15 protein-coding genes are annotated in these 14,029 nt (G+C 65.0%); 8 read left to right on the top strand and 7 right to left on the bottom strand.

The genetic code is table 11. The annotated features are described in order from the left end of the window. The first annotated feature begins 583 nt into the window (after positions 1-583). Complete coding sequence (locus ABZ293_RS20415) at positions 584-832, top strand: hypothetical protein (RefSeq protein WP_355182745.1); 249 nt, start codon at positions 584-586, stop codon at positions 830-832. A gap of 68 nt (positions 833-900) precedes the next feature. Further along, positions 901-1,392, top strand: a complete 492-nt coding sequence (locus tag ABZ293_RS20410; protein WP_355182743.1) for a hypothetical protein — start codon at positions 901-903, stop codon at positions 1,390-1,392. A 198-nt stretch (positions 1,393-1,590) separates the two neighbouring features. Here ABZ293_RS20410 and ABZ293_RS20405 read toward each other — a convergent pair whose 3' ends face one another. Next, on the bottom strand, positions 1,591-1,953 hold the full coding sequence (locus ABZ293_RS20405; RefSeq protein ID WP_355182741.1) for a hypothetical protein: 363 nt from the start codon (positions 1,951-1,953) through the stop codon (positions 1,591-1,593). 109 nt (positions 1,954-2,062) lie between these two features. On the opposite strand from ABZ293_RS20405, the gene ABZ293_RS20400 reads away from it, so the two are divergent. Continuing rightward, positions 2,063-3,010: an MBL fold metallo-hydrolase gene (locus ABZ293_RS20400; RefSeq protein WP_355182739.1), complete on the top strand. Its 948-nt coding sequence runs from the start codon at positions 2,063-2,065 to the stop codon at positions 3,008-3,010. Positions 3,011-3,088: 78 nt separating this feature from the next. Next, a complete protein-coding gene (locus tag ABZ293_RS20395; RefSeq protein ID WP_355182737.1) occupies positions 3,089-3,229 on the top strand; it encodes a hypothetical protein in 141 nt (46 codons plus the stop codon). Between the two features lie 58 nt (positions 3,230-3,287). Here the strand turns inward: ABZ293_RS20395 and ABZ293_RS20390 are convergent, their stop codons facing one another. Both ABZ293_RS20390 and ABZ293_RS20385 read right to left on the bottom strand, forming a co-directional pair. Further along, on the bottom strand, positions 3,288-4,190 hold the full coding sequence (locus ABZ293_RS20390; protein WP_355182735.1) for a class I SAM-dependent methyltransferase: 903 nt from the start codon (positions 4,188-4,190) through the stop codon (positions 3,288-3,290). A 279-nt stretch (positions 4,191-4,469) separates the two neighbouring features. Then, positions 4,470-7,247, bottom strand: coding sequence for an AAA family ATPase (locus tag ABZ293_RS20385; RefSeq protein ID WP_355182733.1), 2,778 nt, complete (start codon positions 7,245-7,247; stop codon positions 4,470-4,472). Between the two features lie 214 nt (positions 7,248-7,461). On the opposite strand from ABZ293_RS20385, the gene ABZ293_RS20380 reads away from it, so the two are divergent. Genes ABZ293_RS20380 through ABZ293_RS20370 form a run of 3 tightly spaced genes read left to right on the top strand, consistent with a single transcriptional unit; the run spans position 7,462 to position 9,700 of the window. Further along, positions 7,462-8,667: a phosphotransferase gene (locus tag ABZ293_RS20380; RefSeq protein ID WP_355182731.1), complete on the top strand. Its 1,206-nt coding sequence runs from the start codon at positions 7,462-7,464 to the stop codon at positions 8,665-8,667. A 19-nt stretch (positions 8,668-8,686) separates the two neighbouring features. Then, positions 8,687-9,262, top strand: a complete 576-nt coding sequence (locus tag ABZ293_RS20375) for a threonyl-tRNA synthetase editing domain-containing protein (RefSeq protein ID WP_355182729.1) — start codon at positions 8,687-8,689, stop codon at positions 9,260-9,262. 15 nt (positions 9,263-9,277) lie between these two features. Then, complete coding sequence (locus tag ABZ293_RS20370) at positions 9,278-9,700, top strand: threonyl-tRNA synthetase editing domain-containing protein (RefSeq protein ID WP_355182727.1); 423 nt, start codon at positions 9,278-9,280, stop codon at positions 9,698-9,700. Here ABZ293_RS20370 and ABZ293_RS20365 read toward each other — a convergent pair. Genes ABZ293_RS20365 through ABZ293_RS20355 form a run of 3 tightly spaced genes read right to left on the bottom strand, consistent with a single transcriptional unit; the run spans position 9,689 to position 11,681 of the window. Next, on the bottom strand, positions 9,689-10,084 hold the full coding sequence (locus ABZ293_RS20365) for a hypothetical protein (RefSeq protein ID WP_355182725.1): 396 nt from the start codon (positions 10,082-10,084) through the stop codon (positions 9,689-9,691). The genes ABZ293_RS20370 and ABZ293_RS20365 overlap by 12 nt on opposite strands. Next, complete coding sequence (locus tag ABZ293_RS20360) at positions 10,081-11,259, bottom strand: PLP-dependent aminotransferase family protein (protein ID WP_355182723.1); 1,179 nt, start codon at positions 11,257-11,259, stop codon at positions 10,081-10,083. The genes ABZ293_RS20365 and ABZ293_RS20360 overlap by 4 nt, the downstream gene beginning before the upstream one ends. Beyond that, positions 11,256-11,681, bottom strand: a complete 426-nt coding sequence (locus ABZ293_RS20355) for a cupin domain-containing protein (RefSeq protein WP_355182721.1) — start codon at positions 11,679-11,681, stop codon at positions 11,256-11,258. Before ABZ293_RS20355 ends, ABZ293_RS20360 begins: the two co-directional genes overlap by 4 nt. A gap of 715 nt (positions 11,682-12,396) precedes the next feature. On the opposite strand from ABZ293_RS20355, the gene ABZ293_RS20350 reads away from it, so the two are divergent. Next, on the top strand, positions 12,397-12,687 hold the full coding sequence (locus tag ABZ293_RS20350; protein WP_355182719.1) for a hypothetical protein: 291 nt from the start codon (positions 12,397-12,399) through the stop codon (positions 12,685-12,687). A gap of 337 nt (positions 12,688-13,024) precedes the next feature. Here ABZ293_RS20350 and ABZ293_RS20345 read toward each other — a convergent pair whose 3' ends face one another. Further along, positions 13,025-13,591, bottom strand: a complete 567-nt coding sequence (locus ABZ293_RS20345) for a hypothetical protein (protein ID WP_355182717.1) — start codon at positions 13,589-13,591, stop codon at positions 13,025-13,027. Positions 13,592-14,029 lie beyond the last annotated feature (438 nt).

Genomic DNA, 14,029 nt, shown 5'->3' with positions numbered 1-14,029 from the left:
GTGCACCCGGAGCGAATAGCTCTCCTCATCAGGAGCTTTTCAGGGGCCGGGCGCACATCCAATTCCACAGACGCGAGCAGAGGTCTAACACGATGGACCACATGGCTTTTGGGGACACGGCAATGTCCCGGTGTCAGTACTATCGGCGGGTGTGCGATCTGCCCGCGGTGATCGACCCACCCGAGCTGGGGCGCATCATTGTCAAAGCCGGTCGGGCGTGGGCGATTACGATGCCCGCCGATCTCGGTCAGGCGGTGCAAGCCGATCTTAACCGCCGACGGCTCGGTGGCGGGCCGGTGATATCGCATCCGCGTTCGGCTCGGTGGTCGTTCATGATCCGCCCGGATCTACCCGATGATGAGCGACTGTATGCGCAGATGCGCCGACTGAATGTGTCGGTAGTCCGCGCCGGAGGCGATATCGCATTGCCATCGCCCGCTGATCGGGGTGGGCTATTCCGCACATGGATCACACTGCCGCAGAGCTCATTTCGTCCATCGGGCCGCGCAGTGATGGACTCGATTCTGGCATGTGTGCATCGTGGCGGAACGCGGTCGGCGTCACGCACGGGGGCATAGGACCCATGGACGACATCCAGCCGCGCAGGCGCGACAGCACGCCGCGCCGATCTCCGCGCCCCGACGAACAGGACGTGCACCTCAGTGTGTTCCTACACGGCATCCGGTTCGACTTCGCAGCCTGCCTCACCGCTGCGCTGCTGTTCATCCAGGAACACCAGGCACAGCACTATGCCGACGCGGTTACCGTCGACTTAGGAGACGCGAGCGCATACCCTCGCCTACCGAATGAACGCTTGTACCTCGAACCATGAGCGCAGGAAAGCCTCGCCACCTGTCCGAGCACAGCGGTCGCCGAACCTGTCCGTGGCACTGTGGATGTGTGAGTAATCTGCCCTTCACTATCGACTGCGATCTGCATGTTCACCGGTATACGGTCAGTCATAAGGAATTGTTGTTGCGCAGCAACGACTTCGGGGCATTCGCGTATCAGACCGAGATCTGTTTCGAAGCCGTGGAGCGGATGGAACTGGACCCGCGGTTCAATGGCGGGCTCACCCTCACGCCGGTTTCTCGCCATGGCGACCTCGATGACAGCGCTGCCGTGCCCCTGCTGTTATTGGAATTGGCGGGCGGCATGTTCGGATGTGGCTTCGTCGCGTGCGGCAAGGTCACCGCGAGAGGCTTCCGGCGGGAGGGCGGTGACGTTGTGTTCGACCGGGTGCTGTTCTGGGAGGGTGCGGGCCACTCGGTGCATGGTGTGGGTGGCCGGCCCGTCGAAACCGGTGATACAGAGTTCGGGTTACCGGTGCGACGTCGATATGCCCGGGAAAAACGCACTTCGGCGCGATTTCCGCCGCCTGACAACTCGTGATCGTCGGCCGGTTTGCGTCGTCGATCGCGAGAATCCTGTGATTCATCCTGGGAAGCATGAAGGAGTGTCACCGACGGCGGTAGTGGCTGAGCCGGGCTTGGTGTTGTCGGTGGCCTTTTGCCGCAATCGCTTTGGAAGCGCACTGTGAGCGGCAACGGGTCGCCGACAGAGTTGTCACAGTGCGAGGTGTCATTCCGGCTAGCAGCTCTGACCTGAAGAGCCGGACACCAGGATGAGAAAGCCGAACCCGCACATCATGGCGAGAATCCCATAGCTGCTCAAAGTGACTCGCACTAGGCTGATCTGATGGCGGTGGGTCCAAAGATCGGCCAACAGGACAAGCCCGAAAGCCAGCATGATGCAGGCGCCGGTGATCTGGAAGGTTTGCGCAGCTGTGAATGCCGCATCGCGTGAAGCCGGGTCACCATGGACCGCGTCGCAGTAATCAGCGACTCCTCGGGTGAAGAGCGCATAACCACCCAGGAAAATGGCTGGCCCGAGCAGGACCGAGCCGACGACATAGGTCAACGCAAGGACGACCGGACGTTCCAAGAGCTTCACCATATGTACCGTAGTTCGCCTCCAGCAGTGGAGATCTCACGATCATGTGTTGGCGACCGCTCACGAAATATCGGTTAACAATCCGAAGCGGTTCACTTACCCTCCCGTTATGGATCACCCTGAACGGCTGGAGAGTGGGCACCCATTCCGGCAGTGGAAGACGTGGCAGATCCCCGGAACTCGGCTCACTTTGACGGGGTATTCGCGGGCCAACGACAAGACGTTCTTTCATGTGCCTGAACTTCGCTGCAGCCTCGATGCGGGGCTGTGTGAGGGGCGGCAGGTGGACACCGTCTTCCTGACGCACACCCACCACGACCATTCGAAGGATCTCGACTACTTGGCGTCCAAGGAGTCCGGTGTGGACATCTACCTTCCGGCCGAGGCAATGTCCTACACGGAGTCCTTCCTGCGTGCCTCGGCCGAGCTGAATCACGGGGCAGCCTACGACCCCGACTTGGGTGGAGGGTACCGGCTGCATGGCGTATGCGGCGGTGACGAGTTCACCTTCGGGCGCCGAGGACATCACGTACGGGTCGTCGAATGCGAGCACAAGGTGCCCTGCGTCGGCTACGCGTTCGCCGAACGCAGCAAGGAACTTTTGCCGGAGTACGAGGCGCTGCGACGCACCCTGATGGCCGACGGGCGCGCCGCCGAGTTCGGGCGCCTCATGGCCGCGAAACGCAAGGAAGGGGTGCAGGTCGAGCGAGAGATTCTGCGTCCGCTGTTCGCCTTCCTCGGCGACACGCACGTAAACGTCTTCGTACGCAATCCGTGGTTGTTCGCCTACCCGGTGATCATCACCGAGTGCACGTTCCTCCATGATTCCGAGCTGGAGCGTGCAGACCGCATCGGTCATACGGTGTGGAGCCGCCTCGAGCCGGTGATCGCGGCGCACCCGGAGACGCTCTTCGTTCTGACGCACTTCAGCCTGCGACATTCCGACCATGAGGTGCTGGAATTCTTCCGGACGGCAGCCGGGCAGCTAGGAAACGTGCTGCCGTGGGCGCATCCGGAGAGCTGGCTGCCCGAGCAACACCAGGCCGCGACGATCTGACGTCGAAAGTCGAACAAGGTGAACGGTTTACGTGCTACCCGCCATCGACCGCGCCGTAGCCCATTTCGACCGAAGCCTGTGACGCGGTCGCGACCGCTCCGCCGGATCGGGCTGCGCGTATCCGAACTTTTCCTCGGCGCGATGACCCTCGACGAGGACTGGCACTGGGCGCGCAGCCTTCCGCGCTATTCGGCCATGGCTCTGGTCGCCACCGGCTGACCGGCGACCGGCTCGGTCGCCCGGCCGAGGCCGAGCAGCCGCCCGACGACCTGTGGGTTCACCCGCGCTTCTCGGCGGATATGTAGCGCGCCTCCCGCATGCGGTCGATCAGTTCGACGGGCAAGTCGGCGGGCAGGTCGGTGATCGGGCGGCCGTAGCCGGCGGCCAGGTCGAAGGGCGTGGCGCGGTGGACCGACCAGCCGTGCTGAGACAGCCAGTCCCCGGGATCGGCGCGGTCGTCGTCGTACCACAGGTCGCGCACGTTCAGGCTGCCGAACGGGTTGTCGCCGAAGAACCTTTCCTCCATATCGAAATGGCGCTGGTCCAGCCCGCGGCCGAAGTCGTCGGTGGCCAGGCTGCTGCCGACCGCGGACAGGGCGTCGATGCGTTCGAACAAGGCGTCGTGTGCCGAACCCGGAAGGAACGGCAACAGCCCCTCGGCCGACCACGCCGCCGGGAGCCTCGGATCGAAATCCGCGGTGGTGAGCGCGGCGGGCCAGTCGTCGCGCAGATCGACCGCCAGCGCGCGCAGATCGGCCCTGGCCACGGCACCGTGATCGGCGAGCACGCGATTCTTGAACTCCAGCACACGGGGCTGATCGATCTCGAAGACGACCGTGCCCGCGGGCCAGTCCAACCGATACGCCCGCGCGTCCAGACCGGATGCCAGGATCACTGCCTGCCGCACACCGCGCTGCCACGCCGCGGCGAAGAACTCGTCGAAGAACTTTGTCCGGACCCCCATGAACCGCCCGAACAAACCGACCGCGCCCACCGACGCCGGGTCGTCCAGCATCCGCAGAAAATGCGGTTCACCCGCCGCCTGGACGAACCACGCCGCATAGTCGTCGTGGATCATCGGCTCGGGATCGAGCGTCTCGAGTGCGCGAAACGTGGCGACGCCCAGGGCGGTCAGACCAACGCTCGTCACGATGTCCCAGCTGTCTCCGTCCATTCGCATAGATATCACCCCATGGTGTCAGCGATCATCAGAGCTCTGCTGAAGCGGAGTTAACGCCCCGCATCTACGCCATCGATTTTCCTCCCGGGTAGAACATCCGGGCAACGCCCGTACCCGCGTCCGCCGGTGACACTGTCCAGCGGCGGTCGAGTGCCACGCACGCGGCGATATCGGGCGTTGCGCGAATGTTGTGCACTGCCCCTGTGCCCGCCTCCGAACGGCACGCCAAACCTTGGTCACGCGAGTGCCGGGACGGCCCGTTGGCGGTACCCGATGGCGTCAGTAACCTGAGATCTCGGGCGCGATCTCCCGGCGCGAACCCACCCCGAGTTTGGCCAGGATGTTGGATACGTGGGACTGAATTGTCCTGCGCGACAGGAACATCTGGGCGGCAATGTCGGCGTTGGAGAAGCCCTCGGCCACCAAGGCGGCTACCTTGCGTTCGGTATCGGTCAAGGCAGCGCGTCCGGATTTGGGGCGGTTGCGGGGTCCGCGGACGCCGCGGCGAATTCCGTACGGGCGCATGCGCGCGACCGCACGAGCGATATCCCAAGACGCACCGAGGCCACTGTAGAGCTCGACAGCAGCATCCAAGGCGCTGCGAGCGTCCGAGCCGGCCCCGTCCGCGGCGAACAATACGGCCGCGTTCTCGTATGCCTGCGCCTCGTAGAACGGGCGCCCCGCCCGGCGGAACTCGGCGGCGGCCGTGCGCAGCACGGCGGGATCGCGCTCGGCGACACCGCGGCACAGCATGGCGGTGCCGGTTCTGGCCGCGGTCGGTTGGCGCCGAGCGGACTCGGCGGATGCCATGACCACCGAACGAGCCGCCTTCTCGTCACCGACATCGGCGGCAAGGCGGGCGATATCTGGGTAGATGTAATACAGCGTGGGCGAGGTCAATCCGTCGGCGAGGCGTAGCTGCGCGTCGACGAGCAGGTCAAGTGCGCCACGCGGATCCCCGCGCGTCTCGAGCAGCAGCGCATTGATCCACGGATAGAACTGGCCGTAACTACTGCTGCCGAGTTGGTCGTTCGGTGCGGGGATATCGTCCGGATCCGGCAGAAAGGTGCCGCGGTGGATGCCGATCAGCGCGGACAGGCTCTGCAGGATCGGCGTGTAGCCGAGGGCATCGGGCACCGACCGACCCGAAGTGCATTCGATGATTGCATCGTCCCAACGTCCGTTCAGTACGTAGAGCCGCGCCTTGGCGGCCGCACTCGCACTGAGATAGACGCCGTGGATCCGGCGACTGTGTCCGATCGCCTTGTGTAGCACCACTTCCGCATCGGCGAACCGATCGAGTTCGATCAAGCAGTGTGCGTAGAGCACATAGGGATCGAACTGGTCGGAACCGAATCCGTTCTCGAAGACGGCCAGAATGCGGCTGCTCAGTTCCAATGCCTCGTCGAGATATCCCTGGACGTAACGCACGGCCCCCACCGTCAACAGCCCATATCCGGTCACGAGGGGGTTCTCGGTGGCATCCCCGATCGCCAACGCCTGTGCACCGGCCGCCTCCGCCGCGTCGAACCGGCCGAGGTAGAAATTGTTCAAACCGCTCATCCCGTGGAACCGGCCCGCGTCCTCGTCCGTAAGGTTCGGTGTGGCCAGGGTCTTTTCGGCAACGGCAACGACTTCACGCAGATCGCCGCGCGCATGGCAGGCCTGCATCAGCAACCACCGCAGTTCGATATCGTCCTCCGGCCGGTTCAGCAGGGCCGTGCGCACCAGGGCTTCGGCCTCGGCCGCGCGACCGTTCCACAGCAGCGCTTGGGCGTGCAGTCGCAGCAGTATCGAACGCGTGCCGAGCTCCGCCGTGGCTGCCGCGCGCCGCAATAGCTGCACCGCGATTTCGGGCGCGCGCACGATCAACTTGTCGGCCACCGCGACCAGCCAGTCGAGTGTCCGCGTATCGAGTTCGTTCCCCCCTGCGGACAGGTAGTAGGCGATCCGCTCGATTGGTGCGTCGGTCGCCAACAGGATCTGTCCGGCCCGCCGCAGCAATCCGGCGCGCAGCGAATCGGGCAACTGATCGGCGAGGACCTGGCGGATCAGATCGTGCCGGAAGACCAGCTCGGAGTCGGCACGGGTAAGCAGCCCACCGTCGGTCGCCTCGGTGACCACCTTCCAGATTTCCATGATCGGACTGTCCAGCACCGCGGCCAGTTCCGGGACGTACACGGTCGGTCCGAGCGCCGCGGCCATCGGAAGTACTTGCCTCGCCGACCGCGACAGGAATTCCAGCCGCTGCGCAATCGCGCCCGCCAGCGACGCGGATGGACCATCGACCAGTTCGGTTGGATCTGCGGTATCCGCGACCACCGTGATCGCCGCGTCGCGCAATAGCGAGGCCACCAATTCCGTTATGTAGAGCGGATTTCCGCCCGCTCCGACCACCTGTCGCATCAGGCCGGGCCCCGGAGTCGCACCGACCATATGCCGAACCAGCTCCGCCGCAGCCAGTTCAGCAAGCGCGCCGAGCCGGATCATCGGGGCACGACGTTCCACGAGTTCGGCCGTCAACGCGACGAATCCGGCGTCGCGGGGCAGCGGACGCGCCGCCAGCACCAGCAGCAGTGGCAAATCACCGAGGACACCACAGAGCCGGTGCAGCACCGTGAGACTCTGCCGGTCCGCCCAGTGCACATCGTCGATGAGCAACGCGACCGGACCGGCGGCACACCAGGTATCGACCAAATCGAGGATTGCCTCGGTGATCGCGAATTCGTGCGTCGCCGCACCGTCGCCCGCACGATCCCCGCTGCGCAGCAGCGCACGCACCGGATCCGAGGCGCCGCGGTCGGCATCCAGCCATGAGCAGACCGCCGCGAAGGGCACCTGCCGCTGCAGTTCCTTCGCGGCGCCTCGGCGCACGAACAACCCGTCAGCGGCATATCGGGCACCGGCCGCGTCGAGCAGCGCGGTCTTGCCGATACCGGGCTCACCCTCGACGAGCAGCACCGTCCCCTGCCCGGCGGCGGCGCGCCTACCCAGCGACACCGCACGCTCGACCTCGGCATCGCGACCGACGAATACGGAGGTGAGGGAGTCCGGCACGCGAGGGATCTTATGCGTCCGCATGCAGATATGCCCGCTGTCGATCGCCAGGTGAGCGCGGTATTCGCATCCGGGGATGCGGATGTTCCGACCAGCTATGACGGATGTTCCCGGTGCGCGCCTGCCATAGTGTCGCCGATTACGGCGGCTCGCCAGCAGCGAAACCGGCCGGGCACAACGCTATTCGAATTGCCACGAGAGCCGAGGAGAACCGTTGCAGTCCGAGGCCCCCACTCGGCACCCCGCACTCGCGGTGGTGCGCGGAATCACACGCATCGGTGGTCATATCGCGCGGGAAGCGATCACCCGCCCACAGGCCCTACGTGTGGCCGATGTGCCGGTGATCGGTCGAGAACTGACCACCAATTGGCTGACCGCTGTGCTGTGCTACGGCCATCCGGGCACCAAGGTCAAGGGGTTCGATATCGGGAAGCCGTCCAGCGGCACCTCGACCCGGTGGAAATTGACTGTCACCTACAACGAGGCCGGGCAGGTGGCGGGCCTACCGGAAAATCTGTTCGCCAAGACGACCGCGGGTTTCAAACAGCGGCTCACCCTCGACCTGGCCGGACTTCTGCGCGGTGAACCGGGATTCTTCAAACACCTACGCCCCCACCTCGATATCGAGGCGCCGCGCGGATATCACAGCGCGGTCGACAGCCGATCGGGGCGGTCGATCTCGCTGCTCGAGGACATAGTCCACACCAAGGGCGCCAGCTTCTGCACGCCGGGAAGGCCGATCGGGCGCGAACAGATCGAGGATCTGCTGCGCACCATGGCGACTTGGCACGCCCGCTACTGGGATGCCGAGCAACTGCTGCACCATCGGTGGCTGAAGCCGCCGAGGGCGCATTTCGCCAATCTCGACAGTTTGATCGGCATGTCCAAACGGGCTCGGGTCGGGGCTCGGCGCGCCGCCTCGGTACTGCCCGAAGTGCTTCCCGCCCACCATGATCGGCTCTACCGCGCACTGGAACGCGCACTCGAGATCGCCAGCACCGGCCCACAGACCTTCCTGCACGGTGACAGCCATATCGGCAATACCTACGTCACCGCCAACGGCCGGATGGGTTTCACCGACTGGCAGGTCGTGCTGCGCGGCAGTTGGGCCTACGACTTCGCCTATGTGGTCGGCTCCGGTCTGACGGTGGCCGATCGGCGGGCCTGGGAATACGACCTGCTCGGCGTCTACCTGGGGCAGCTGGCGGCCTGTGGCGCTCCGGCGCCCGATTTCGATACGGCCTGGCTGGCCTACCGGCAGCAGGCGCTGTATCCGTACTTCATCTGGCTGTCGACCATAGGTCACAGCGCCATCCAGCCCAAGTACCAGCCCGACGAGGTCTGCCTCGGCATTATCGAGCGCACCGCGACGGCCGTGCTCGACCTCGATGCCGCCGGCGCCGTCGAGGCGTCCGGATGAGCGGCCCCGGAGGTAGTTGATGCGCATTGTCAGCAACCGGTGCCGCACCGTGGAATACACCGTGACGACGGCGAGCCCCTGCGCCACTACTCTCGAGCCGTCGGCAATCGGAGCGCGCAGACGCTTCCACGACTGCCTGCTGTTGGCAGTCGGTGTGGACCGCGGCGACCGGGCATTGGCGGGCACCGCCGTACAGCTCGTCCAGCGCATTGTCACCGAATCCGATGCGGGGCCGATCGTCGTCGACGGCTTCGCGTGTCTGCCCGGACCCGGTGAAAGAGACAGCACTCCAGTGGGATTCGATGTGCTCGCGGAACTGGCCGAGGCCCTGGACGTGCTGACCGAAGTGGCCGAACGGCTAGAGGAACGCGGTGAGCAGGTTCATCTCATGCCGTTCGGCTGGTACAAGATGTGTCGCGTCGACCCGCTCGGCGGGTCCGGGACACAACACATCATCCACATGTCGGCCAACGACGCCCGACAGTGCGAACCGGGAATGCGTTGGCACGGATCACGCTGTCACACCCTGCCGCATACGGCACTGGCCGCTCGCGCCAGGCCCGTATGCGTATCACCTGATCGTGGCCGACGCTGATTCCGGAACCAGAGCATGAAAATCCTCAGTAGCCGCTGCCGTACCTTCGAATACACCGTCACCACGGCCAGCCCGGTCGCCGTCTCGCTCGAACCGGCGGCGATCGGGGTGACGAACTCGTTTTCCGACTGTCTGCTGTTGATGGTCGGGGTGGAGCGCGGCGATTCACCCCCGTCGAAAGCCGCCATCAAGATCGTGCGGCGCATCGCGTCCAAAACCGATGCGTCGCATATCGTCATCAACGGCTTCTCCCATCTGGCCACCCCCGGCGAACGGTCGGATGTGCCGACCGCGCTCACCGTGCTGGCGAGTCTCGCCGAATCCCTGGAAGCCCGCGGTGTCCTCGTCCACCTCATGCCGTTCGGCTGGAACAAGCGCTGGCAGGCCGATGTGCTCGACGGCGAATGGGAACAGCGAGTGGTCCACCTACCGGGATGACACCTCGTCGCACGACATCGGAGGGCCGAATCTACGACCGGTCAGGTCGGCGGCGAGTGGGCCGCGGCACGGTCTGCCCGCGAGATCGTAGAACGTCGCGCTCGCCGATCCGGTGAATCCGTCACCGTGCACGGTCAGGTCGAACCGCACGATCCCCTTCTGCACCAGCCACGGATCCGCACGGTCCACAGTGAATTCCAGGAAGGCGCCCGATACATTCGACCCGTCGGCCCGCCAGGTACCCATGCCGTTGCTGTCGCTGGTGGCCCGGTTGCCGTGGTCCGGATTCGACTGGAGCATGGTGCCATCCGCGTGGAAGGTCATCACGTGGTATCCGAACGGCGCGCCATCGGCCACCACTTCCCAGACGCCGACGACACTCATGCGCACAGTCCTGCCAGCAGTTCGATACCGCGGTCGATGCGGTGCTCCGGCACACCGGCAAAGCTCAGCCGTATCGCATTGCGCGGTGCGTCGGGTGCGGCGAAGAATGCGGACCCGGGCAGATAGGCCATGCCCGCTGCCAGCGCCCGAGGCAATACCGCGTCCGCGTCGAAATCGGTTGGGCCCTCGACCCATACGAACATGCCACCGTCCGGCTCCGACCAGCTGAATCCGGTCGGAAAGTACTTTCCCAGCGCGTTCGTCACGGTATTCAGCTTGACCGCATACGATGCCACGAGCCGGCCGAGATGCGCGTCGCCCGCCGGGGTGCCGAGGAATTCGGCGGCAATGGCCTGGCTGAACGCCGAGGTCTGCATATCGATGCCCTGTTTGAGTGCGAGCACCGGCTCGAGCAGGTCGACCGGCAATACCGCGATACCGATCCGCAGCGCAGGCGCAAGGGTTTTCGACAGCGAGGTGATGTAGACGGTGTTGTCCGGGGCGAAGGACCATAGCGCGGGCAGCGGCTCTCCCCGATACCGCAGGTCGGTGTACACATCGTCCTCCACGACCAGGGCCCGGTGCCAGGTGATCACCTCGGCGACCCGTGCGCGCCGGGCGGTGGACATGGTCCGCCCGGTCGGGTTCTGGAAGGTCGGCAGGAGATAGACGAACGCCGCGTCATACTGCGCCAGTGCGATATCCAACGCTTCCGGGATGACGCCATCGGCATCGCATTCGACCTGGACGACCGTCGCGCCGTGGCTGCGGAACACCTTCACCGCCGGGCCGTAGGTCGGGGTTTCCACCAGCACCACGCTGCCGGGGCCGAGCAGTGCCATACAAACGTTGTGCAATGCGCCGGATCCGCCCGTCGCGATGTGCAAGCGGCTCGTCGCACATCCGATCCCGCGGCCGGACAATAGCATTCGCGCCTGTTCCAGCAGCGGCGGAAAGCCCTGCGTGAGTCCGTACTGCACGGCGGTGTTCCCGTACTTCGCAATCGCCGCGGCCGCCAGCGATGCGATCAGCTCACCCGGCAACAGGGCCGGATCCGGCGCGCCGACCGCGAAGGAGATCACATCCGGGCGGCGCACCAGCGTGGTGAACGCATCGTCGATCGGACCGCTACGCGGCGCCGTGTCCCGGCCGAATGCGATGCTGGTGCGGCTCATGCGCGAGCGAGTTCGCGCCGCAGGCGCGCGGCGACCTCCAGTGCCGCCGCATCGAATTCCGGTGTCAATATCAGGTCGTTGCTGAAGAGCGGATCGGTACGGATGTCGAGGGCAGTCAGGCCGTCGGTGTCGCTGAGATTCACCGCGACATGCACGACACCCTCCGGGATATACAGAAGTTCGCGCGGTCCGTGGAAGTACGGCGTCAATTCGGGGCCGATCAAGGTCACCGCCCGCCCGGTCAGACACGCCACGACTGTTTCACTGTGCGCGTGATAGTGCGCCCGCGCCACCTTCCCCGGCGCCATATTCACCATTGCCGCCGAAATACCGCCGGCCCCACAGGTTTCCTGGGTGATACACGGCAGCAGGTGCTGCTCCTGAGGTCCCACAACCTCCGCTACATCGGCAGCGGCAACCACTCGTACAGTCTTCGAGACACTTTCCATCGGACATCCCAGATAGTTGAGAATGAGCATGCGGCAATGCCGAGCGTCGAGAACGCTAGGACATGCTCACACCAGAAACATCCGTCACACCGGGCCGGAATATCCGTGGTTCGACCTCGGGTGATCGCGGCGCACGATAAGACGATGCCCAAGCGCCCCGAGCGTGGCCAGTGAGTGAATCCTGATCGACCATACGGGCTTTGGGCCGAATATCCCCAACCACGGGGAAGCCTGGGCCGGAACTCGTGGCAACGTGGTGTCGCCCGGTGTGCGGCCCGCCCCGAGCGCGCAGGCATCTGGACAAGGAGGATCGTATGTCCGACGGCTCGAACGAGCTGGCGGTCGAACATCCCCGATCCGAGCCGCGGCCGGGCAGCGGCCCATATGGAGACGCGAACGGACGCGCTGACCGTTCGTCGCCGATGCCACACCAAAGGCGACGTCGGTGCTGATAGCTGCCTCCGAAGTCGGCCTGGCCACCCGCGCGACGCTGTGTGCGCCATCCGAATCACGGTGAGCGGAAGCCTCAACCGCACCGCCAGAGTTGGTAGGTTGGAAAATTTCCTATCGGTTCACTATTGATTGTGCCGCTGTTTGACGGCACAATAGAGAGCAGACAACCTGCATACCCGGCACACACCTACCGACCAAGTCCGGGACCCACAGGACTAAGGAGATATCGGTAACCATGAACCTCAAGTCGAAGAAGGTCGTCATTGCCGGTGCGGTCGCCGGTGCGCTGGTCATCACGCCGGCCGCCATGGCGATTCAGTCGACCCTCGCGGCCCCAGGGAGCCACAGCAACAGCAACGGCGGCGGTGCCCGCGGCGGCGGCTACAACAACGGCTCGAACGGCAGCCGCCGCGTCGCCGATCAGGATCACGCCGCCTCCGGCAACAACAACTCGAGCCGAGGCTCCTACGAGAACACCAACGACGGTGGTCGCTGGGTCTGGGTTCCCTCCGACGGTGGCCGCTGACCTATTCCCCTGCGGCTCTTCATATTCCGAATGCGACCGTCGCCCCGAAAGGGCGACGGTCGCATTTGTCTGTGCACCGAATTGACATGGCGCCTCAACTTCGCGCGTCCCCACCCAGCCGAGATTCAACCGTGGATACACCCAGCCGCTGGACCTCGCATCCACAAAAGCACAAGTCCTACACAGCAGCCAATGACGCTCCGCTGGTACACAATTGACTACTTTGCCAGCGCACAGTTGCCCCTCGACACAGCTCGATGCCCTCCCGGACGGCACGCATAAAATTGCGCGACCGTCCGAAAGGGCATCGGCGATAGGAAGATTCGCGATGGACGACTCAGGTCAGGCTGCCATCGACGCACAGGCTCGACGACCGCCACGACGGTCCCGGCCGGTTCGCGGCCATATCGAAGGTCCACTGCGAGACCGGCCCGGCCGCACGCCAGTACAGCCCGCCGCGGCCATCCGCGACCGCCTCGTAGATGTCCTCCCGGCCCTCGATCAACTGGCTGCCGACGCAGGAGTCCATGTAGTCCGTGCCGGGCTGCTGCGCCCCCGGGCTGAACTGGCCTGCGGGGTTGCCATTGGTGCCGGGGTTGTACACGCTGCTGCGGCCCGGGGCCAATCCTTCACGGGACCAGCGCGCGAAGCCGAAGAAGTCCGATTGGCACCGGTACATCCAGCCACCCGCGGCGATCGCCACACCCTGCGGATGACCGACGCCCGCCCACAGGCAGCGCACGCCGATATCGGCGTTTGCCGCGGGGGTCGCGGCGCCCAGACCGAAGCCGCTGGCCGCCGCCGCGATCGCGGTGAGCAGGGTGAGCGCTCGAATCTTGCTGCCACCCTTGGCATTACATTCCGAAACTCGCGGCGCAGTGCGCCATCCGTTGAGGTTGACCATCGACGTCTCCTTAATCATTGTCGCCCCGTCGGCCGACGTCGATACGGGCCGAGGGGAGGTGCTGATCCCGCTGAATAATGTAACGCTAATCAACGGCACGTTAGGCCAAGTATCACCACACGTGGGAACGTTGAGCGACGAGAAGTCGGAGCCGAGCACGAAAAGCGATGGTCACGCCCCTGGACCTACAGATCGCGCCCCTGGATCTGCATACAGATCACGGAATGGAACTACGGGTCGCGGAAGGATCTACAGGACACGGCGCTACACGACACGGCGTGGATCTACACGACACGGCGTGGATCTACACGACACGGCACGGATCAACACGACACGGCACAGATCAACACGACACGGCACAGATCAACACGACACGGCACAGATCAACACGACACGGCACAGATCAACACGACACGGCACAGATCAACACGACACGGC

It is taken from the genome of Nocardia sp. NPDC005998 (assembly GCF_040614395.1).
GTDB lineage: Bacteria > Actinomycetota > Actinomycetes > Mycobacteriales > Mycobacteriaceae > Nocardia.
This window is presented reverse-complemented; position numbering and strand designations above follow the sequence as displayed.

What these genes read in the sequence shown, in the direction of transcription:
- ABZ293_RS20390 (WP_355182735.1), bottom strand. Translation starts at nt 4,190, where the DNA reads ATGCGAATGGACGGAGACAGCTGGGACATCGTGACGAGCGTTGGTCTG.
- ABZ293_RS20365 (WP_355182725.1), bottom strand. Translation starts at nt 10,084, where the DNA reads ATGAGTGTCGTCGGCGTCTGGGAAGTGGTGGCCGATGGCGCGCCGTTC.
- ABZ293_RS20375 (WP_355182729.1), top strand. Translation starts at nt 8,687, where the DNA reads ATGCGCATTGTCAGCAACCGGTGCCGCACCGTGGAATACACCGTGACG.
- ABZ293_RS20370 (WP_355182727.1), top strand. Translation starts at nt 9,278, where the DNA reads ATGAAAATCCTCAGTAGCCGCTGCCGTACCTTCGAATACACCGTCACC.
- ABZ293_RS20360 (WP_355182723.1), bottom strand. Translation starts at nt 11,259, where the DNA reads ATGAGCCGCACCAGCATCGCATTCGGCCGGGACACGGCGCCGCGTAGC.
- ABZ293_RS20350 (WP_355182719.1), top strand. Translation starts at nt 12,397, where the DNA reads ATGAACCTCAAGTCGAAGAAGGTCGTCATTGCCGGTGCGGTCGCCGGT.
- ABZ293_RS20400 (WP_355182739.1), top strand. Translation starts at nt 2,063, where the DNA reads ATGGATCACCCTGAACGGCTGGAGAGTGGGCACCCATTCCGGCAGTGG.
- ABZ293_RS20415 (WP_355182745.1), top strand. Translation starts at nt 584, where the DNA reads ATGGACGACATCCAGCCGCGCAGGCGCGACAGCACGCCGCGCCGATCT.
- ABZ293_RS20345 (WP_355182717.1), bottom strand. Translation starts at nt 13,591, where the DNA reads ATGGTCAACCTCAACGGATGGCGCACTGCGCCGCGAGTTTCGGAATGT.